At 60.6% G+C, this 20,111-nt stretch carries 20 protein-coding genes; 10 read left to right on the top strand and 10 right to left on the bottom strand.

Annotation, left to right across the window (positions count from 1 at the left end; genetic code table 11):
* Positions 1 to 343: 343 nt before the first annotated feature.
* Positions 344 to 1,123, bottom strand: a complete 780-nt coding sequence (gene yaaA / locus ACP7EW_RS10050) for a peroxide stress protein YaaA (protein ID WP_426216769.1) — start codon at positions 1,121 to 1,123, stop codon at positions 344 to 346.
* 120 nt (positions 1,124 to 1,243) lie between these two features.
* Between yaaA and ACP7EW_RS10055 the strand changes: the two genes are divergently transcribed.
* From ACP7EW_RS10055 to moaE, 5 genes are all read left to right on the top strand, one after another.
* The gene (locus tag ACP7EW_RS10055; protein WP_426216771.1) at positions 1,244 to 2,368 is read left to right on the top strand and encodes a polysaccharide deacetylase family protein; all 1,125 of its coding nucleotides are present in this window, start codon (positions 1,244 to 1,246) and stop codon (positions 2,366 to 2,368) included.
* Positions 2,369 to 2,708: 340 nt separating this feature from the next.
* Positions 2,709 to 4,103 (top strand): PhoH family protein, encoded by a 1,395-nt coding sequence (locus tag ACP7EW_RS10060; RefSeq protein ID WP_012722339.1) that lies wholly within the window; start codon positions 2,709 to 2,711, stop codon positions 4,101 to 4,103.
* 88 nt (positions 4,104 to 4,191) lie between these two features.
* Positions 4,192 to 4,665: a cyclic pyranopterin monophosphate synthase MoaC gene (moaC, locus tag ACP7EW_RS10065; protein ID WP_426216774.1), complete on the top strand. Its 474-nt coding sequence runs from the start codon at positions 4,192 to 4,194 to the stop codon at positions 4,663 to 4,665.
* Positions 4,662 to 4,904 carry a molybdopterin converting factor subunit 1 gene (gene moaD, locus ACP7EW_RS10070; RefSeq protein WP_033899587.1) on the top strand — a complete coding sequence of 81 codons (243 nt, stop codon included), beginning with the start codon at positions 4,662 to 4,664 and terminating at the stop codon, positions 4,902 to 4,904. The genes moaC and moaD overlap by 4 nt, the downstream gene beginning before the upstream one ends.
* A gap of 2 nt (positions 4,905 to 4,906) precedes the next feature.
* Complete coding sequence (moaE, locus tag ACP7EW_RS10075) at positions 4,907 to 5,356, top strand: molybdopterin synthase catalytic subunit MoaE (RefSeq protein ID WP_426216777.1); 450 nt, start codon at positions 4,907 to 4,909, stop codon at positions 5,354 to 5,356.
* A 130-nt stretch (positions 5,357 to 5,486) separates the two neighbouring features.
* Here moaE and rhlB read toward each other — a convergent pair whose 3' ends face one another.
* Positions 5,487 to 6,956 (bottom strand): ATP-dependent RNA helicase RhlB, encoded by a 1,470-nt coding sequence (gene rhlB / locus ACP7EW_RS10080; protein ID WP_206542906.1) that lies wholly within the window; start codon positions 6,954 to 6,956, stop codon positions 5,487 to 5,489.
* A gap of 96 nt (positions 6,957 to 7,052) precedes the next feature.
* On the bottom strand, positions 7,053 to 7,709 hold the full coding sequence (locus tag ACP7EW_RS10085; protein ID WP_038849971.1) for an alpha/beta hydrolase: 657 nt from the start codon (positions 7,707 to 7,709) through the stop codon (positions 7,053 to 7,055).
* A 346-nt stretch (positions 7,710 to 8,055) separates the two neighbouring features.
* Here ACP7EW_RS10085 and ACP7EW_RS10090 point away from each other — a divergent pair, with 346 nt between their 5' ends.
* The 4 genes from ACP7EW_RS10090 (at position 8,056) to ACP7EW_RS10105 (ending at position 12,225) form a co-directional block, all read left to right on the top strand.
* Positions 8,056 to 9,087 (top strand): amino acid ABC transporter substrate-binding protein, encoded by a 1,032-nt coding sequence (locus ACP7EW_RS10090; RefSeq protein ID WP_016978213.1) that lies wholly within the window; start codon positions 8,056 to 8,058, stop codon positions 9,085 to 9,087.
* Positions 9,088 to 9,159: 72 nt separating this feature from the next.
* On the top strand, positions 9,160 to 10,341 hold the full coding sequence (locus ACP7EW_RS10095; protein ID WP_426216781.1) for an amino acid ABC transporter permease: 1,182 nt from the start codon (positions 9,160 to 9,162) through the stop codon (positions 10,339 to 10,341).
* 10 nt (positions 10,342 to 10,351) lie between these two features.
* The gene (locus tag ACP7EW_RS10100) at positions 10,352 to 11,449 is read left to right on the top strand and encodes an amino acid ABC transporter permease (protein ID WP_016978216.1); all 1,098 of its coding nucleotides are present in this window, start codon (positions 10,352 to 10,354) and stop codon (positions 11,447 to 11,449) included.
* Between the two features lie 11 nt (positions 11,450 to 11,460).
* The gene (locus ACP7EW_RS10105) at positions 11,461 to 12,225 is read left to right on the top strand and encodes an amino acid ABC transporter ATP-binding protein (RefSeq protein ID WP_003171943.1); all 765 of its coding nucleotides are present in this window, start codon (positions 11,461 to 11,463) and stop codon (positions 12,223 to 12,225) included.
* Positions 12,226 to 12,276: 51 nt separating this feature from the next.
* On the opposite strand, the gene ACP7EW_RS10110 is transcribed toward ACP7EW_RS10105, so the two are convergent.
* Both ACP7EW_RS10110 and ACP7EW_RS10115 read right to left on the bottom strand, forming a co-directional pair.
* Positions 12,277 to 12,771 (bottom strand): type II toxin-antitoxin system MqsA family antitoxin, encoded by a 495-nt coding sequence (locus ACP7EW_RS10110; RefSeq protein ID WP_426216783.1) that lies wholly within the window; start codon positions 12,769 to 12,771, stop codon positions 12,277 to 12,279.
* Positions 12,768 to 13,079 (bottom strand): type II toxin-antitoxin system MqsR family toxin, encoded by a 312-nt coding sequence (locus ACP7EW_RS10115; RefSeq protein WP_426216785.1) that lies wholly within the window; start codon positions 13,077 to 13,079, stop codon positions 12,768 to 12,770. The genes ACP7EW_RS10110 and ACP7EW_RS10115 overlap by 4 nt, the downstream gene beginning before the upstream one ends.
* Positions 13,080 to 13,254: 175 nt before the next feature.
* Between ACP7EW_RS10115 and ACP7EW_RS10120 the strand changes: the two genes are divergently transcribed.
* Positions 13,255 to 14,508 (top strand): CynX/NimT family MFS transporter, encoded by a 1,254-nt coding sequence (locus tag ACP7EW_RS10120; protein WP_426216787.1) that lies wholly within the window; start codon positions 13,255 to 13,257, stop codon positions 14,506 to 14,508.
* On the opposite strand, the gene ACP7EW_RS10125 is transcribed toward ACP7EW_RS10120, so the two are convergent.
* Genes ACP7EW_RS10125 through ACP7EW_RS10145 form a run of 5 tightly spaced genes read right to left on the bottom strand, consistent with a single transcriptional unit; the run spans position 14,505 to position 20,046 of the window.
* Positions 14,505 to 15,122, bottom strand: a complete 618-nt coding sequence (locus ACP7EW_RS10125) for a DUF1120 domain-containing protein (RefSeq protein WP_426216789.1) — start codon at positions 15,120 to 15,122, stop codon at positions 14,505 to 14,507. The genes ACP7EW_RS10120 and ACP7EW_RS10125 overlap by 4 nt on opposite strands.
* Before the next feature lie 32 nt (positions 15,123 to 15,154).
* The gene (locus ACP7EW_RS10130; RefSeq protein ID WP_426216791.1) at positions 15,155 to 15,775 is read right to left on the bottom strand and encodes a DUF1120 domain-containing protein; all 621 of its coding nucleotides are present in this window, start codon (positions 15,773 to 15,775) and stop codon (positions 15,155 to 15,157) included.
* A gap of 35 nt (positions 15,776 to 15,810) precedes the next feature.
* Complete coding sequence (locus ACP7EW_RS10135) at positions 15,811 to 16,455, bottom strand: DUF1120 domain-containing protein (RefSeq protein ID WP_426216793.1); 645 nt, start codon at positions 16,453 to 16,455, stop codon at positions 15,811 to 15,813.
* Between the two features lie 10 nt (positions 16,456 to 16,465).
* Positions 16,466 to 17,599 carry a DUF1120 domain-containing protein gene (locus ACP7EW_RS10140; RefSeq protein WP_426216795.1) on the bottom strand — a complete coding sequence of 378 codons (1,134 nt, stop codon included), beginning with the start codon at positions 17,597 to 17,599 and terminating at the stop codon, positions 16,466 to 16,468.
* Between the two features lie 11 nt (positions 17,600 to 17,610).
* A complete protein-coding gene (locus tag ACP7EW_RS10145) occupies positions 17,611 to 20,046 on the bottom strand; it encodes a fimbria/pilus outer membrane usher protein (RefSeq protein WP_426216797.1) in 2,436 nt (811 codons plus the stop codon).
* Positions 20,047 to 20,111: the final 65 nt, after the last annotated feature.

The raw sequence follows: 20,111 nt of genomic DNA on the forward strand, positions 1-20,111 counted from the left end.
ATATTAGGAAAGATGGCACTGGTATTATATTGATAGCACTTGCTATTTGGGCCAGTAGTTGTGGGGAGTTGGGAGAGGGGGATAGTTTTGTGCCACTAGTGTTTAAAAAAAGTGGTGCCACTACGAAAAAAAACGACGGATGTCGAGTGAAAGAATTGTTAGAGATGCGTCAGGATATTTTTTGGCGTCAAAATAATGACGATTAGACGGATGGAATGCGATAAAAAATGTGGGAGGTGGCTTGCCTGCGATGGCGGTGGATCAGTTGACACATCTGTCACTGAAGTACTGCTATCGCAGGCAAGCCAGCTCCCACATTCGAACATCTGTGCTTTCGAGAGACTTATTCCGGTGCGTGATCGCGCAGGAACACCAGGTTATCCGGCTTCGACTGCTCCGCATTGAAGCGATAGCCCTGCACTTCGAATTCCTTCAGCTTGGCCGGGTCGTTGATGCGTTCTTCGATCACAAAGCGGCTCATCATGCCCCGGGCTTTCTTGGCGTAGAAGCTGATGATCTTGTACTGACCGTTCTTCAGGTCCTTGAACTCGGTGTTGATGATCCGCGCGTTGAGGGCCGTGTGCTTGACCGCCGAGAAGTACTCGTTGGAGGCCAGGTTCAGCAACACGTCATCACCTTGTTCAGCCAGTGCTTCGTTAAGCCATTCGCTGATGCGGGTACCCCAGAAGGCGTACAGGTCCTTGCCACGGGCGTTGGGCAGTTTGGTGCCCATTTCCAGGCGATACGGCATCATCAGGTCCAGCGGGCGCAGCAGGCCGTAGAGGCCCGAGAGCATGCGCAGGTGGTCCTGGGCGTAGGTGAAGTCGGCATCGCTGAACGTCTCGGCATTCAGGCCGGTGTACACGTCGCCTTTGAACGCCAGCAGCGCCTGCTTGGCGTTTTCCTGCGTGAACGCAGGCGTCCAGCTGCCGAAACGCGCGGCGTTGAGGCCGCCGATCTTGTCGGATACGTGCATCAATTCGCTGATTTGCGCCGGGCTGAACTCACGCAGTTGCTCGATCAGCTCCTGGGAATGGTCCAGGTACTGCGGCTGGGTAAAGCGCTGGGTCGCAGGTGCGGTCTCGAAATCGAGGGTCTTGGCGGGTGAAATCACCATCAGCATGAAGTCGTCTCCTGTAATCGTGGGAGGGATTCTAGGGGCTGGGGCGTTTTGACTCCACCTATGATGGCGATAGGCGTGATCCGCTATGATGGCCGGTGACTCTGGAGAGGGAGACCCCGTGTGCGAATAGCGCTTTTCTTATCGGCATGTCTGCTATGCCTGAACGCCCAGGCAGCGCCCGTGGATGTGGCCAGCCTGGACCGTGGCACCTGGCCCGAAAAACTTGGCAGCCCGGCGCTGTTCGACGTGGCCTCACGCGCCGAAATCCTCATGTTCGCCCGCAGCCTGCTGGCCAGCGAGAACCAGGACGACGCCGCGCTCAAACAGCGGCTGGGCCTGAAGATCATCAACCTGTCCGCCATCGACGACCTGCGTCGCCAGCTCTGGCAGCGCCTGCTGGAGAATTACACGTTTGCCCAGCAGAGCTGCGAAGTCGACGCCTCGTTCTGCTATCTGGTAGAGAACATGGACGACCTGCGTGAGCAGGCCGGCAAGTTCGAGGTGAGTGAAGACTCCTTCTATATAGGCTGGGCCAACCCCAGCCATGTGTTCCATGAGCGCTACCTGGACGAGCTGCTGCGCAAGGCCGCGCTGTTCCCGCAGATCAGCAGCGAAATCGCACGGTTCGGCGACCATGAGCGCAATGGCGATGAATTCAACGATCGCCTGTTCCTGCTTACCTTTGACGGCGGCCCCGCGCCGGTCAGCGGCAATACGGACTGGCTCACCGACTACCTGCGCAAGCAAAAGATGAACGCCACGTTCTTCGCCCTCGGCAGCAGCCTGCAAACCCGTGTCGAGCGCAGTTCGGTGGCCGATGTGCAGGCGCTTTACCAGGGCCAGTGCGTTGGCACCCAGGGCTGGCAGTACCGCTCACACAGCCATTGGGTGGACTGGCAGAGTTCCATCACCCGCAGTGCGTCACTGGCGCAAAACCTGATGCCGGAAAACTACGTGCCGCTGTTCCGTCCGCCCTATGGTCAACGTCGTGCGGACAGCCAGGGCTTCTTTCAAGCCCAGGGCTTGCAGGTGGCACTGTGGGACATCGATTCCCAGGACGAACCGGGCAAGCTCAAGGCCGATGAGTCGGCGCAACGGGTGCTGACCTTGATGCTGCTGTGGCGCAAAGGCGTGATTGTGTTTCACGACACTCAGGACAAGGCGCGGGTAGCTTTGCCCATGCTGTTGCAGGCGACGGCGCAGAGTGGTCTGGGTTGGCAGGACTGCCGGGAGGCGTTTCGATGAAGTGCCCGGCCCTGTTGGGGATGAGGCGTTTCCGGGGTGATTTTTTGCGACATTTCGAAGCAGGCTGACTTCCGACTTTAGCGGGGTACGGGGTACTCGGCTAGTGCTATTCGTCATCCTGAAAAATAAACTTCAAAAAAGCGTCAAAGTGCTTTTTTCTGTCACACGTTTTGCGGTATTACGAAGTCAGATCGCCGAAACCTGCAGCACAGGTGGCGTCTTCCAAGACTCCTCAGGTGGGCACTGCGCTTGACGTCACTCAGGTGCAGTCGGTGGTCGAATCGAGGCGCAGCACCGCCCAGGTATTGCGTCGACTGGCTCCCACAAAAGGTGACCGAGTATGGATGATCATGGACGTAACCCTTCTTCCGACCAGCCAATCCTTTATGTGCTTGATACCAACGTATTGATCCACGATCCAAACGCACTGCTCAACTTCGAAGAACACCACGTCGCCATCCCGATGATCGTGCTTGAGGAACTCGACAAACTCAAAAGCGGGCACCACAGCGTTGCCGCCGAATGTCGCCAGGCCATCCGCCTGATCGACAAGACATTGGGCGAAGCGTCGCCGGAGGACGTCGAAGTCGGCGTACCGATCCAGCGTGGCAAAAGCGGGCCCAAGGGCTTGCTGTCGATTCTGATGAGCAAGCGCAGCGAGCCCAACAGCCTGCTGCCGGAGAATCTGAACGACAATAAAATCATCAACCAATTGATCGACCTGCACGCGCGCGACAAGGACCTGCGCCTGGTGCTGGTGACCAAAGACATCAATATGCGCCTCAAGGCACGAGCGTGTGGGATCGCTGCCGAGGACTACAGCACTGACCAACTGGTCGACGACGTGTCGATGTTGTCGCGTGGCTATCACACCGTGACCGGCTCCTTCTGGGACCTGGTCAGCAAGGTCGAAACCCGTCAGGACCACGGCCGCACCTGGCACCAGGTGCAGTTGATCGACAACCTGCCGGCCGTGCACATCAACGAGTTCATCATTGACGAACAGGGCTTCGTGGGCTGGATCAAAGAGATCCAGGTCGACAAGCTGCTGATCCTCGACCTGCATCAGGAACCCCTGTTGCACCAGGAAGCCTGGGGCCTGAAACCGCGAGATATCTACCAGAGCCTGGCGCTGTACGCGCTGCTCGACCCGGACATCCACCTGGTCAACCTGACCGGTGCCGCCGGTTCCGGCAAGACCATCCTCGCCCTGGCTGCCGCGATCGAGCAGACCATGGTGACCAAGCGCTATCGCCGCATCATCGCCACCCGCAGCGTGCAGGGCCTGGACCAGGAAATTGGCTTCCTGCCCGGCACCGAAGCGGAAAAAATGGAACCGTGGCTGGGGGCGATCACCGACAACCTTGAAGCCTTGCACATGGATGACGAAAACACCCATGGCAGCGTCGACTACATCCTCAGCAAAGTGCCGTTGCAGTTCAAATCCCTCAACTACATCCGAGGTCGCAGCTTCCAGCAAAGCCTGATTTTGATCGATGAATGCCAGAACCTTACCCCGCACCAGATGAAAACCATCATCACCCGTGCCGGCGCTGGTTCCAAAGTGGTGTGCCTGGGCAACCTGGCACAGATCGACACCCCTTACCTGTCCGCGACCAGCTCCGGGCTGACTTACCTGACGGAACGCTTCAAAGACTTCCCGAACGGCGTGCACATTGCGCTGCAAGGGGTTCCACGTTCGATCCTGGCGGAATACGCCGAATCCCATCTATAACCACAGCCACGGTGGGAGCTGGCAAGCCAGCTCCCACATTTATTGTGTGTAAGGTTTACAATCGGTGCTCCTGATCAGGAGTATCCCTGTGCTGACTCACCTCGATTCCCAAGGTCGCGCCCATATGGTCGACGTCACTGACAAGTCCGTGACGTTCCGCGAGGCGGTGGCCGAAGCGCGCGTGCGCATGTTGCCCGAGACTCTGAAAATGATTGTCGACGGCGCCCATCCCAAGGGCGACGTATTTGCCGTGGCCCGTATTGCCGGGATCCAGGCGGCGAAAAAAACCAGTGACTTGATCCCCCTGTGCCACCCGTTGATGTTGACGGGCGTCAAGGTCGAACTGAGCGCCGATGGCGCTGACGCGGTGCATATCCTGGCGCGCTGCAAACTTTCCGGCCAGACCGGCGTGGAGATGGAAGCGCTCACCGCTGCCAGCGTCGCGGCATTGACCATTTACGACATGTGCAAGGCCGTGGATCGCGGCATGACCATCGAAAGCATTCGCCTGCTGGAAAAGCTGGGCGGCAAGAGCGGGCACTTCAAGGCGGACCAGGCATGAGCATCAACGTATTGTTTTTTGCGCGTTACGCCGAGGCAGTGGGGTTTGATTCGCTGGAGATGGAAGGTGATTTCGCCACTGTCGACGCTGTACGCCTGGCGTTGGCCAGTGACCCGGAGTTTGCCGTACTCAACGAAACCAGCCTGATGTGCGCGCGCAACGAAGAGCTGTGCGGCCTCGATGAGCCGGTGCAGGCGGGTGACGAAGTGGCATTCTTCCCACCGGTGACCGGAGGCTGAGCATGGCCATTCGAGTGCAGGCCCAGGCGTTTGATCCGGGTTTTGAGGTGAATGCCATGCACGCGGCCAATGTGGGCGTGGGCGCGGTGGTGAGTTTTGTCGGCTACGTGCGCGACTTCAACGATGGCCGCGACGTGTCGGGGATGTTCCTGGAACACTACCCCGGCATGACCGAAAAAGCCCTGGCCAAGATCGCCGTGGAAGCGGAGCAGCGCTGGCCGTTGCTCAAGCTGGAAGTGCTGCACCGCATTGGCGCCCTGGAGCCGGGTGAGCCGATTGTGTTTGTGGCGGCGGCCAGTGCTCATCGGCAGGCGGCGTTTGATGCGTGTGCGTTTGTAATGGACTACTTGAAGACGCGTGCGCCGTTCTGGAAGAAGGAAAATACCAGTGAGGGGCCGCGTTGGGTGGAGGGGCGCAGTAGCGATCACGCCGCAGCGGACCGCTGGAAGTAGCTGGCTAAACACGAAACCCAATGTGGGAGCGGGCTTGCTCGCGAATGCGCAGTGTCAGTCAATGAATCTGGTACTGATACACCGCATTCGCGAGCAAGCCCGCTCCCACATTTTTTAACGCATCCCAGCTTTAGGGGCGTTTGCGCTCAACAGCCCGCAACAAATGCGTCGGCGGTGTCTCGCAGCTGATCTTGCGCCCCAGCAGCGCCTCGATCGACGGCAACTGATACGAGTCATCCTCACCCGCAAAGCTGATCGACACACCCGCAGCGCCAGCACGCCCGGTACGGCCAATCCGGTGCACATAATCATCCGGTACTTCCGGTAGGGTGAAGTTGATCACATGGCTGATGCCATCGATGTGAATCCCACGCCCGGCCACATCGGTAGCCACCAGCACACGAATCTTGCCTTCGCGGAAGCCTTCCAAGGTCTTGATGCGCTTGTGCTGCGGCACATCGCCGGACAGTTGCGCCGCGTTCACCCCATCACGCACCAAGCGCTCTTCGATGCGGCGCACTTCGTCCTTGCGGTTGGCGAACACCATCACGCGCTCCCAACCGTTGTCGTTGACCAGGTTGTAGAGCAGCTTGTACTTGTCGGCACCGGCCACGGCATAGATGTGTTGCTCGACGTTTTCGCTGGCGACGTTTTCCGCTTCGATCTCGACGATGGACGGGTCGGTGGTCCACTGCTTGGCGAGGTTCATCACGTCTTCGGTGAAGGTCGCGGAGAACAGCAGGGTCTGACGCTCGGATTTCGGCGGGGTCTGGCGAATGATCTGACGCACTTGTGGGATGAAGCCCATATCGAGCATGCGGTCGGCTTCGTCCAGCACCATCACTTCGACCATGTCCAGGTGCACGTCGCCGCGCTGGTTGAAGTCCAGCAGGCGGCCGGGCGTTGCCACCAGAATGTCGCAGTGACGGGCTTCGAGGTGCTTGAGCTGCTTGTCGAAGTCCATGCCACCGACGAACGTCATGACGTTGAGGCCGGTGTACTTGGTCAGGTCGGCGGCGTCCTTGGCGATCTGCACCACCAGCTCCCGGGTCGGGGCGATGATCAGTGCGCGCGGCTCACCCATGTAGCGCTCTTTCGGCGGCGGCGTCTGCAGCAACTGGGTGATGATCGAGATCAGGAACGCGGCGGTCTTGCCGGTGCCGGTCTGGGCACGGCCGATGGCGTCTTTGCCGGCGAGGGTGAAGCCCAACACCTGCGCCTGGATCGGCGTGCAGTACGGGAAACCCAGGTCCTGGATGGCGTGCATCAGTTCAGGCGCCAGTTTGAAATCGTGGAAGCGCGTCTTGCCTTCCTGGGGCTCGACGACGAAGTCTTCGAGTTTCCATGGGATCACCGGCGGCTTTGGCGCACGTTCGCGACGTGGCTTTGGCGCCACTGGCGCGGCAGCAGGTTCAACTGGCTTTGCCTGTTCAGGCGGTGTCACCGCTGGCTTCTTGGGCTGGGCAGCCGGTGCGTTCCGCGCGGGTTGTTGGCCGTCATTGCGGCTACCGGCTGTCGGGGCAGGAGCACTGGAATCAGGCGCGAGCGGCTCAGCCTCGCTTTTGCCGAACATCTTCTTGAGTGCTTTGAGCACGGTGATCTCATTAATTGGTTAAGGAATGTACGCCGGCCAGTGTAATGCAAGAATCGGGCGCGGCGTAGTGCGTCTGTCATACGGCTACATAAACCGTGGTTTTCAGCCCAGGCGAGCGGTCAACCAGGCACCGATATCGCGGATCTCCTCGGGTAACACTTCGTGGCCCATTGGGTATTCCTGCCATGTCACGGTGACACCACGGGTCTTCAAATGCTCATAGGCACTACGGCCCATAGCGTTTTGCACCACGTCGTCATATTGGCCGTGCAGGCACAACGTCGGAATACGCTGCTGACTGGCGGACAATTCGAGTTCATCACCGAAGGTCGGCGCATAAGTGGAGAGGGCGATCACGCCACCCAACGGGCCTTCCCAATTCAGGAATGCGGTGTGGAAAACCACGGCGCCGCCTTGGGAGAAACCGGCGAGGAAAATCCGCGACGCGTCTATTCCGGTTCTCTTCTGCGCTTCGATCAAATCCGTGACCATTTTGGCTGAGACTTCCAGCTCTTCCAGGCTGATGGAGCGCGCCGGGCTCATGGCCTTGATGTCGTACCAACTCGGCATCTCGTAGCCACCGTTGATCGTCACCGGGCGGGTCGGTGCCTGGGGCAAAACGAAACGGGTAGTCAGCAAGCTTTCCTGCAGCGCTTCGGCCACCGGCAGGAAGTCGTAGCGATCGGCACCCAGGCCATGCAACCAGATGACGCAGGCGTCTGCGGGCTTGGCGGGCTGAAGAATCAAGGGGTCGGTCATGTCTGCTCCATTAATGTGCGCGCGCTCCGATTAAGTGCGACGGAACGGTGCGCGACAGGTTGATCTGTTAAGAAGATGTCGCAAGGTTGAATCTTTTTCTATTGACCGTGGGCTGAATCGGCTCAGCCGACACTCTGGTACGCGCCTTGCTATGTGTTGAACGATGTCAGCGCTATCTCGGGACGGTAACACTATCAGTGACTGCCGCCTGTGGGATAGCAACTGGAATTACTGCGACAACTTCATGCCGCTTGACCCTAAAAAAAGCCAACACGGGTCGATATCGCCTCATAAGGGTGCGCTGAGGTTCGAGCTCCGACACAACAAGAGCAAACTGGAGGTTTGAATGAAGGTATTGAAATCCACCCTGGCCATCGTGACTGCGGCGGCTGTACTGGGTGTCAGTGGTTTCGCCCAAGCTGGCGCCACCCTGGATGCCGTGCAGAAGAAAGGCTTTGTGCAATGTGGCGTGAGCGACGGCCTGCCGGGTTTCTCGGTGCCGGATGCCAGCGGCAAGATCCTCGGGATCGACGCTGACGTGTGCCGCGCTGTGGCCGCTGCCGTTTTTGGCGACGCGACCAAGGTCAAATTCAGCCAGTTGAATGCCAAGGAGCGTTTCACCGCGCTTCAATCCGGCGAAGTCGACATTCTGTCCCGTAACACCACCATGACCAGCTCCCGCGACGCCGGCATGGGCCTGAAATTCCCAGGTTTCATCACCTACTACGACGGCATCGGCTTCCTGGTAAACAACAAGCTGGGCGTGAAAAGTGCCAAGGAACTGGACGGTGCAACCATCTGCATCCAGGCCGGTACCACCACTGAGCTGAACGTTTCCGACTACTTCCGCGGCAACAACCTGAAATACACCCCGATCACCTTCGACACCTCCGACGAAAGCGCCAAGTCGCTGGAATCCGGGCGTTGCGACGTGCTGACCTCCGACAAGTCCCAACTGTTCGCCCAGCGCAGCAAGCTGGCCGCGCCGAAGGACTACGTGGTTCTGCCGGAAACCATCTCCAAGGAGCCGCTGGGCCCGGTCGTGCGTAACGGCGACGACGAGTGGCTGGCCATTGTGCGCTGGGTTGGCTACGCCATGCTCAACGCTGAAGAAGCCGGTATCACCTCGAAAAACGTTGAAGCTGAAGCCAAGTCCACCAAGAACCCGGACGTTGCACGTCTGCTCGGTGCTGACGGCGAATACGGCAAAGACCTGAAAGTGAAGAAAGACTGGGTTGTACAGATCGTCAAGCAAGTCGGTAACTACGGCGAAGTGTTCGAGCGCAACCTGGGCAAGAGCACCCCGCTGGAAATCGACCGTGGCCTGAACGCGCTGTGGAACAACGGCGGCATTCAATACGCACCCCCTGTGCGCTGATCGCTGATGGTTCTGTCACCCGGTGGGCCAACCGCCGGGTGATGTTCTGTTCCATTATTTTCGGGGCATTTCATGCAAAAACAAATCGGCGCACCCAAGCAGAAGCTCAGCTTCAGCGACCCTAAAGTGCGTGCGTGGCTCTTCCAGATCATCACGATTGTGGCGGTGGTCTCGCTGGGCTGGTACCTCTTCAACAACACCCAGACCAACCTTCAACACCGGGGCATTACCTCGGGTTTCGACTTTCTTGAACGCAGTGCCGGCTTCGGCATCGCGCAGCATTTGATCGACTACACCGAATCGGACAGCTATGCCCGAGTCTTCGTGATCGGTTTGCTCAACACCTTGCTGGTGACCTTCATCGGCGTGATCCTGGCGACCCTGCTCGGGTTCGTCATCGGCGTGGCGCGGCTGTCGCCGAACTGGATGATCAACAAGCTGGCGACCGTGTATGTGGAGGTGTTCCGCAACATTCCGCCGCTGCTGCAAATCCTGTTCTGGTATTTCGCGGTGTTCCTGACCATGCCGGGGCCGCGTAACAGTCATAACTTCGGCGATACCTTCTTTGTCAGCAGCCGTGGCCTGAACATGCCGGCAGCGATTGCCGCCGACGGTTTCTGGCCGTTTGTGGTCAGCATCGTGGTCGCCATCGTGGCAATCGTGCTGATGGCGCGTTGGGCCAACAAGCGTTTTGAGGCAACCGGTGTTCCGTTCCACAAGTTCTGGGCCGGCCTGGCGCTGTTTATCGTGATCCCGGCGTTGTGCACCTTGATCTTCGGTGCGCCGCTGCACTGGGAAATGCCCGAGCTCAAGGGTTTCAACTTTGTCGGCGGCTGGGTGCTGATCCCGGAACTGCTGGCACTGACCCTGGCGCTGACCGTCTACACAGCGGCGTTTATCGCTGAGATCGTGCGTTCGGGCATCAAGTCCGTCAGCCACGGCCAGACCGAAGCCGCGCGCTCCCTGGGCCTGCGCCCTGGGCCGACGCTGCGTAAGGTCATCATTCCGCAGGCCCTGCGGGTGATCATTCCGCCGCTGACCAGCCAATACCTCAACCTGGCGAAAAACTCGTCACTCGCGGCCGGTATCGGTTACCCGGAAATGGTTTCGTTGTTCGCTGGCACGGTACTCAACCAGACCGGCCAGGCCATCGAAGTCATTGCCATCACCATGAGCGTGTACCTGGCGATCAGCATCAGCATTTCCCTGCTGATGAACTGGTACAACAAGCGCATTGCGCTGATCGAGCGGTGAGGAAACGCCCATGAGTTCACATACTTTCAAACCGGATATGCCGCCGCCGAACAAAGTGTTCGGACCGATGGCCTGGATGCGCGCCAACCTGTTTTCCAGCTGGCTCAACACCCTGCTGACACTGCTGGCGTTCTACCTGATCTACCTGGTGGTGCCGCCGATCCTGAGCTGGGCGATCATCGACGCCAACTGGGTCGGTACGACACGCGCTGATTGCACCAAGGAGGGCGCCTGCTGGGTGTTCATCCAACAGCGCTTCGGGCAGTTCATGTACGGCTACTACCCCGGCGACCTGCGCTGGCGCGTGGACCTCACCGTGTGGCTGGCCATCGTTGGCGTGGCGCCGTTGTTCATCTCGCGCTTCCAGCGCAAGGCGGTCTACGGCCTGAGCTTTTTGGTGCTGTACCCGATCATCGCGTTCTTCCTGCTGCACGGCGGGGCGTTTGGCCTGACCAACGTGGCGACCAGCCAATGGGGCGGCCTGATGCTGACCCTGGTGATCGCCACCGTCGGCATCGCCGGCGCCTTGCCGCTGGGCATCATGCTCGCGCTCGGGCGGCGTTCGAACATGCCAGCGATTCGAGTGGTCTGTGTGACCTTCATCGAATTCTGGCGCGGCGTGCCGTTGATCACCGTGCTGTTCATGTCCTCGGTGATGCTGCCGTTGTTCCTGCCTGAAGGCATGGGCATCGACAAGCTGCTGCGGGCGCTGATCGGCGTGATCCTGTTCCAGTCGGCCTATGTGGCTGAAGTGGTGCGCGGTGGCTTGCAGGCGATTCCCAAAGGTCAGTACGAAGCCGCTGCGGCGATGGGCCTGGGTTACTGGCGTTCGATGGGCCTGGTGATTCTGCCGCAGGCGCTGAAGATGGTAATCCCCGGCATCGTCAACACCTTTATCGCGTTGTTCAAGGACACCAGCCTGGTGATCATCATCGGCCTGTTCGACCTGCTCAACAGCGTCAAGCAAGCCGCCGCCGACCCGAAATGGTTGGGCATGGCCACCGAAGGCTACGTGTTCGCCGCCCTGGTGTTCTGGATTTTCTGTTTTGGTATGTCGCGCTATTCCATTCATTTGGAACACAAGCTCGACACAGGCCACAAGCGTTAGGAGTTGTTGTTATGAGCGAAGCGATCAAACAGCCTGTGAGCCCTGAAGGCATTATCCAGATGCAGGGCGTCAACAAGTGGTACGGCCAGTTCCACGTATTGAAAGACATCAACCTCAACGTCAAGCAGGGTGAGCGTATCGTGCTGTGCGGCCCGTCGGGTTCGGGCAAGTCCACCACCATCCGCTGCCTCAACCGCCTGGAAGAACACCAGCAAGGCCGCATCGTGGTGGACGGTGTGGAACTGACCAACGACCTCAAGCAGATCGAAGCGATCCGCCGCGAAGTCGGCATGGTGTTCCAGCACTTCAACCTGTTCCCGCACCTGACCATCCTGCAGAACTGCACGCTGGCGCCGATGTGGGTGCGCAAGATGCCCAAGCGCAAGGCCGAGGAAATCGCCATGCACTACCTGGAGCGCGTGCGCATCCCGGAGCAGGCCCACAAGTTTCCGGGGCAACTGTCCGGTGGGCAGCAACAGCGTGTGGCGATTGCCCGGGCGCTGTGCATGAAGCCGAAAATCATGCTGTTCGATGAGCCGACCTCGGCACTCGACCCGGAAATGGTGAAGGAAGTACTCGACACCATGATCGGCCTGGCCGAAGACGGCATGACCATGCTCTGCGTGACCCACGAAATGGGCTTTGCGCGCACCGTGGCCAACCGCGTGATCTTCATGGACAAGGGCGAGATCGTCGAACAGGCGGCGCCGAACGACTTCTTCGACAACCCGCAGAATGACCGGACCAAGCTGTTCTTGAGCCAGATTCTGCATTGATCGATATGTGAATAAATAAACCCGGCCTGGCGCCGGGTTTATTTTTTTGGGCTAGGACGCTTTGAGTGTTTCGGCCTTATCGTGCTTGGTGTAGGTGAAGGCGCCGCGCATGTCTGCGCCCTCGGCCAGGGCTTTTGCGTCAGCCAGCAAGTGCGGGTGACGATCCAGCAAACGCATCAGTACCACTAGGGTTTTGGGGGCAAGCAGTTCGCCGCGCTCGTAACGTGAGAAGGCGTTGTGGCCGCCACCGGAGAGCAGTTCCACGGCCTCTTTTTGCGTAAGGTGCAGTTTGCGGCGGATGCGTTTTATCTCGGCGCCGATCATTTGCCGGAAGGCGAAGGTCAGTTCATCTTTTGCCTCGCCGTAGCGGTCTGCACTGTCGTTTTCTGGATCCCAGAATCCGTCACCACACACCTCACACTCCCAGCCTGAAAGGTTGTCGATCCGACGCTCCATATCTTTGACTCTGATTGTTTCGCTGCGGCCCTCGTAATAACTCAATGCATCAGGGGCTCCGCAGATGTAGCACAGCTCTTTTTTTCTCATGGGTTTTTCTCCTTGAAGGAGATCACCGGAGGTCTACCGTCTGGGCGGCAAGTGACCTTGATGTAAATCTCCCTGCCTTTCGAGTGGGTGTGGTACACGTCCTGCCAGACCCGATGGTCTCCGTAAGCGGTCATTGACTTGTACAACATCCAGTTTCGTAACTCATAAATGACGCCCTGCATTTCCTCGATGCCAAATCCAAGAGCCTCGCCGCATTCTTCTGCTGTCCGGGTGAACGCTTTCCTCCCCAACCGCCTCACATCCGCCTTTATCACGTTCAAATCGTAATGAGGTGTGTACTTTTCCATAAGACACTGAGTCCAATAATTACCCTCAGAGGGTAATTTTACCAATCGAAAATACTGCTCCTTTTCCTGCCTAAAAAACCTAGTGCGTTGCTCTTGTAGGCGCGTCCGAATAGGCTGTGGGACTTTTCAACCAGTGATCAGGGCAAACGCCCATCCCTCTGCCGGCAGTTGATCCATGACCTCTGAAACCAAGCTTGAAGAACTGTTGATCGACGCCGAAGCCGACGACGAGGTGGTGCAACACCGCCCGCCGGTGGTGAGCCGCCCGTGGTTGTTGATCATGGGGCTGGTGCTGGTGGCGATGAACCTGCGTCCGGCGTTGTCGAGTCTGTCGCCGTTGCTCAGTGAAGTGTCCGACAGCCTGGGGTTGTCGGCGGCCAAGGCCGGTTTGCTGACCACCTTGCCGGTGCTTTGCCTGGGCTTGTTTGCCCCTTTGGCGCCGATGCTGGCGCGGCGGTTTGGGGCCGAACGGGTGGTGCTGGGGATATTGGTCACGCTGGCGGCAGGCATTCTTCTGCGCAGCTCATTTGGGGAAACCGGCTTATTTGTCGGCAGCCTGATGGCGGGGGCGAGCATCGGCATCATCGGCGTATTGCTGCCGGGCATCGTCAAGCGTGACTTCGCCAAACAGGCGGGCACCATGACCGGTGTGTACACCATGGCGCTGTGTCTGGGGGCGGCGCTGGCGGCGGGGGCCACGGTGCCGTTGAGTCATTATTTTGGTGACAGCTGGAACATCGGCTTGGGCTTCTGGATCTTGCCCGCGCTGGTGGCGGCAGTGTTCTGGTTGCCCCAGGTCGGGCAGAAACACGGCGCTCACCCAGTGGCTTTTCGGGTCAAAGGCTTGTTACGTGATCCATTGGCCTGGCAAGTCACCCTGTACATGGGCCTGCAATCCTCCCTGGCCTATATCGTGTTCGGTTGGGTGCCGTCGATTCTGATCAGTCGCGGTCTGAGCGCCACAGAAGCGGGCCTGGCGCTGTCCGGTTCGATCATTGTGCAATTGCTCAGCGCACTGACCGCACCGTGGCTGGCCACGCGCGGCAAGGACCAGCGACTGGCCATTGTGGTGGTGATGCTGCTCACCCTCGCCGGTTTGTTTGGCTGCCTGTTTGCGCCGCTGGATGGCTTGTGGGGCTGGGCAATTTTGCTGGGGTTGGGGCAGGGCGGTACGTTCAGCCTGGCGCTGACCCTGATCGTGCTGCGCTCGCGGGACTCCCATGTGGCCGCTAACCTGTCGGGCATGGCCCAGGGCATCGGCTACACCCTGGCATCCATGGGGCCATTGGCGGTGGGCGTGCTGCATGATTGGACCGGTGGCTGGGCAGCCACCGGCTGGGTGTTCGGCGTGATCGGCCTGGGCGCGATCATCGCCGGGTGGGGGGCTGGTCGAGCCCTGTATGTCGGGGTGACCAGCGAGAAGGTTTAGAGGTAGCGCACGGTCAGGGTGACCGAGCCGTCGATGGGCGCTTCGTTGTCCAGGGTCAGGGTATTGGTGGCGGCGATGATCGGCGCGAGGATCAGATCCGCCGTCCAGTGCTGCACGGGCATGGGCGCCAATGTGCTGTTGTTCGCCACCGAAATCAGATAGTCAGGCAAGACAAAGTCGCCCGCGCTCCAGGCACCGTCCATATACGCATTGATCGTTCGCGCTGCTACCCCGTCGGCCATGGACGACGCCAGGTTGGCGCCGAGCACGCCGACCTTTTCCGTGCCGTTGATCATGCCCAGGCCAAAACCGCCACCCTCTTCGAACTCCGAGCCTGCGCGATTATCCTTGTTCTCCAGCGCCAACAGCGTCGGCGCCTCGCAGGTTACGTCCAGTTGCATCGTATGTTTCGGCAGTCGGGTGTAGGTGTTCGCATTCAGGTCTTTGGCGGAAATCTTGCCCAGATCGTAGACGCCGCTATTGGACAGGCTGGGCTGGCACGCGCTCGGCGTGATCAGGCCGCGTACCGCCAGGTCGACGCTGGAGGCGGCGAGTGCATGGCCGGCGCCAGTCAGCATCAAGGCGACGATCAGGGTATTCAGGGACTTGCTCACAGGGTTGTTCCTCTACTAGGGATGATTAAGGGTTACAGGTACACGACTGTCATGGTCAGGGAGCCATCCAGCGGTACTTCGTTGGTCAAGGTCAGGCCTTGGGAGGGTGCGATGGCGCCTGCCACTTGCAGGCCGGTGACCAGGCGTTGAATGGGCAGCGGGGCCAGGGTGGTCGTGTCGGCGAAGCTGGTCAGGCCGTCATCCACCAGGGCACTTTCGCGCTCCCAGCTGACGCCACCGTCGAAAGAGGCAATGCCGCGGACGTTGACGTCATCGGCAACAGGCCCCGACATCGCGACCGTGAAGTAGCCCAGTTTCTCAGTGCCATTGATCAAGCCAAGACCGAAGTTGTAGTAGTCCTGGTTCGATTCCGAGCCGGCCCGGTTGTCCTTGACCGCGACGGCAAACAGCGTGGAGGCATCGCAGGTCACGGTCATTTGCAGGTTCTGCCTGGGCAGGTAGGTCAGCTGGTCGGGGCGCAGGTCCTTGGCCGACAGCTTGCCGAAATCGACCACGCCGCCGTTGTTCAGTGCCGGGGTGCAGGCGTTGGGGGTAATGCTGCCCTGGACGCTCAAGTCGACACTGGAAGCGGCGATGGCATGGCCGGCGCTCGCCAACAGGGCGGCTATCAAAAGGTTACGGGTGATGCTCATGGTGTCGCTCCTACAGGGTTGGGGGAAAACGCGAATTACAGGTACACAACTTCCAACGTGGCCGACCCGTCCATGGGCGTTTCCACGCTCAGGTCCAGGTTCTGCCGGGCGTTGATCGTGGCTTCCAGCTTCAGGGTGCTGGTCAGCGTCTGGATGGCCGACGGGCCGGCGGTGCTGCCGACCACCTCGGTAAAACCGAGCAGGCTGCGCGAGCCGATATCGATGGGGTTGAGGTTGGCGGTGCGCCAGGCCAGGCCGCCGGTGGTGGACTCGGTGCCGTACACCACGGCGAGGTCATCGACCACGGTTTGCTTGGGGTCGAAACTCACCGAGTACACGCCGATCTTGTTGCCGCTGGTGTCCAGGCCCAGGCCGTAGAAGATCTCGCTGTTGACGTGGGCCGTGCCGTCGCGGTTATCGCGCATACGCAGGGCGAAGCGCCCGGGGGCGTTACAGTTGACGGTGAGGGTCAAGTACTTGTGAGGCAGGCGGGTGCCGTTGGTGAGATTGAGGTCATTGCGCGAGATCTTGCCGAAGTCCACCAGCCCGCCACCGGACAGCAGCGGCGTGCAGGCCATGGGCGTGATCAGGCCGGTGACCGCGAGGTCGACGGTGGACGCGGCGTGCGCAGTGCCGCTCAGCAGGGCCAGCGCGGCCAGAGGCATCAGAACGTTTTTCATTGAATGACTCCTAGAGGTAGTTGAGTTCGAGGGTGGCGGCGCCGTCGAGGCGCACTTCGCTGCCCAGGTCCAGCGTGCCCAACGGTGCGATCACCGCTTCCAGGCTTGTAGTGGCGGTGAGTTGTTGAATCGGCACGGGGCCGCTGGTACTGCCGGCGCTGGCGCTGAAGCCCAGGAAGCGGCTAGCCCCGATGGCCAGCGGGTTGGCACTCGCGCTGCTCCACGGCAAGGTACCGGCGCCAGTGGCTGAGTCGGTGCGGTAGAGCAGGGGGTAGCTGTCAGCGGTGGCGCGCGATGGATCGAAGATCAGTTGATAGCGCCCGATTTTCTGTTGCCGGGCGTCAAGCCCCAGGCCATAGGTGGTTTCATCCCCTGGGCCGGTTGCGGAGCCTTGACGGTTGTCCTGCAAGCGCAGAGAAAAAATGGCCGGCGCGTCGCATGCCACGCTCACCACCAAGGGGCGAGCGGGCAAGGTGGTTTCTTTGTCGACGCTCAGGTCCATCACCGACAACTTGCCGAACGCCACGGTGCCGCCGTTGGACAGGCTTGGCGTACAGGCCGCCGGGGCGAAGCGTGCTTGAAGACGCAGCTCCCGCGAACGACCCGCGTTGATTGCATCGAACACGCCGCTGGTGTCCCAGGTGACGGCATCGCTGACGCGCAAGGCGTCTTGCGTGGCCCAGGCGCTGACCTCCAATTGCAACGACAAACTGCGCCCGCTGACGGGTACACCCGCACGCATCGGCACGATGCCGTGTTCAGGACGCCAGCGTAAGGATGCTCCGCTATTGACCGCCGGCTGGCCGCTGCCGGGCAACAAGCCCAGTTCCACGGCCTGGCCGTCGAGTAGCGCATCGCTGGCGCGCAGGCTGTAGCTGCCGCGCTGAGTCAGCTGGAAGCGCTCTGTGCTGGCGGCAAAACCGCGATAGAACAGGCTCAGGTCAGTGGGGTTGGGGCAGTTCAAGGTCAGGTTCAAGCGACGCTCGCCCAACGGGTGTTCCGCCGCCGATCCTTGTGTGACGGCTCGCTTTACCAGGCCGAAATCCAAGGCGGTTTCGCTCAGGTTCAGTTGGCACTCATCCATGCCCCAGGCGTTTGCGCCCAGCAACAGGCTGGCGGACAACAAGGCAGGTTTCAGGCCCATGGTTAAGGTCCTCATGGTTGGCACCGTGCCGGTGCGGTTTCGTAATACACCTCGGGATCTCCGCGTTCGGGCAGGTCGAAATCCAGGCGGCAACGGGGTTGGCCAGGAGCGCTCACCCACAGTTCGCGACGGTCGAGTACGTCCGGCAAAAACACTTGGCTGCCTTCCTGCACCAGCGTCACAAACTCGCCTTCGACGGTGCTGACTGCCGCGCCACGGGGCAGCGGTTGGCCGTCGGCGCGGGTCACGCTCAACAGCGCGCGGCGAGTGAGGGCCACGCCGAACTCGACTTTGTCCACCGCGCCACGCCCGGCCGACAGCACTGCCAGGCCGTTGCTGATGTCGGCATTGCGTGGCAGCGAACGGGTTTGCACTTCCACCGGGCTGCGGCCGTAAGCACTGAGCTGCGGCACCACGGCCTGGCCTTGCCAGTCGGTCCACACCGGGCCGCTGGGAGTGCTGACCTTGATGCCGGCCATGTCGCCCACCGACATCAAAGCGAAGGTCTCGCGCACCGGGTAAGGTGAAAAAGTCAGCCCATCGCCGTGCAGCACCACACCACCGCGCGCACCCCCTTGATAGCTGGAGCGTTCCTGATTGTTGCGGGTGTAGTTGAAGTCCAGTTGGCTGTAGTACGGCAGCGCCGAGACGCCGACGGACGACTCCACCTCGCGGTCGCGGCTGTCGCGTTCAACACCGACTTGGTAGCTCAACTGGTCATTGATTTGTTCACTGACCCCGGCACCGATGCGGTGCTCTCCCGAGGAGTTGCGTGCCCAGGCTCGACCTCGGCGGTTCTCGCCCAGGGGCACGCTGATGTTCAAGTAAACACTGTCATCACTTTGCTGACGCCCGCCCACTTGCCACTCTGCACTCGCGGACACCGACACCCGCCCAAAGCTGGTGCCCCACGACGCCAGCGCGCGGCTGCTGCTTTCGCCGGTAAACGACGACGAACGCGAGACACCGGCACTGAATGCGCCAAGCGTCGGGTGTGACCACGACGCTGTCGCGCTTTGTTGGTCGCGATAGCGGGACTGGCGTTGTTCGCGGGTTTCGGTGACGTAGGTGGAATCCTCCAGGTCGCGATAACCCAGGGTGCGCCAGGAACCGGCAGTGGTGATCGCCCAGCGTTCGCCAAGGCGTTGTGACCACGACAAGTCGGTTTGCACACCGCGTTCGTTGCCATCACGCGTGGCCTGGGCGACCTGGGTTGATACCTGAAACTGGCTGTCCTGCCATGGCAACCAACCGAGGCTGGCGCCGGTCGCACGATAGTCTTCGGCCCCCAACACGCCGGCGCCAACACTCACTTGCGGATGCAACGCGCCGCTCCAGCCGGCGCTGACCACCCAGGGCTCGGCACCTTCACCGGCCCCGACCTTGCGCACGCGCCCGGCCGCCACCGAGTAACCTGGCGCGGGCAGGCCCAGTCCGAGCATGGCGGCGGGCACGGTGAAGCGTCGCTCTTCGCCGCTGGTTTCCTTGACCGTGACTTCCACATCGGAGCGGCTGTTCAAGCGCCGCACATCGGTGAGGGAAAACGGTCCGGCGGGTACCACGGTGGAGTGAATCAGCGTGCCGTTCTGGCGGATCTCCACTTGGGCCGGGCTGTTGGCGATACCGGTGATGGTCGCGCCCTGGTTCTGGTCTTGCAGCGCCGTTTCGTTGAGCACTTGGGCGCCGGTGATTTGCGCGCCGGCCAGCACCGGGTTGTACAGGCTGATCTGCCCGGCCTGGAACACCGCTTGTTGCTCGGCGAAGGTGCGCTGGGCGTAGGCGTCCAGATGGGTGGTGCGCGCCACCTTGTCTTGCCAGGTACGCACCTGGCGGCTGCGCACGATCCAATCGCCTGCGTTGAAGCCCACCTCGGTATTGGCCGAGCCGAACCGGCTGTTGTCTTCCCCATATTCGTTGTACAGACCGCTCAGGTCATAGTTGAGCAGCCCGGCAAACCCGCCGGTCTGGTAGCTGGAGACGTCACGTATCGACGGGCGCAGCGCATCGGTCGACACCACCAGCGACAGACTGAGGGTGGCTGGGTCTTGCTCGATCACGGTCTGTGGATAAGTGCCGAGGAAATCATGGCACTCGGCGTCATCGGCCGGCACGCGCAGGTTTCCTGCATCCAGCAGCGCTCGGTTGAAACACAGCGCGCCCTGGCTGTTGAACACCACATCGACCCGGCCGCGTCGTTGGCCGTTCACGCTGAGGTTGAGGGCATGGCGCCCGGCGGTGAAACGCGGGGCTTCCAGCAACAGGTTGGCCAATTGTGGATCAATGCCGCGTTGGGCCAAGGTTTGCGGGTCGAACGAACCTGAGGTTTCGTCGGCCAAGGGCTCACTTGTTGGCAGCGTGGCTCCCAGGGTCAGCGCAAGGCTCGCCAGCAATCTGCGTACCCGAGGAGATGAAATCCCAGGCACGGCTTCGCCGTCGCGATCAGTCATAACTGTGCTCACAAGTCGTACTCGAATAGTGGAGGCAGACCCGCGCCAATCCTTCGCGGCGGGAG

It is taken from the genome of Pseudomonas sp. DWRC2-2 (genome assembly GCF_049897885.1).
Lineage (GTDB): Bacteria > Pseudomonadota > Gammaproteobacteria > Pseudomonadales > Pseudomonadaceae > Aquipseudomonas > Aquipseudomonas azotoformans_A.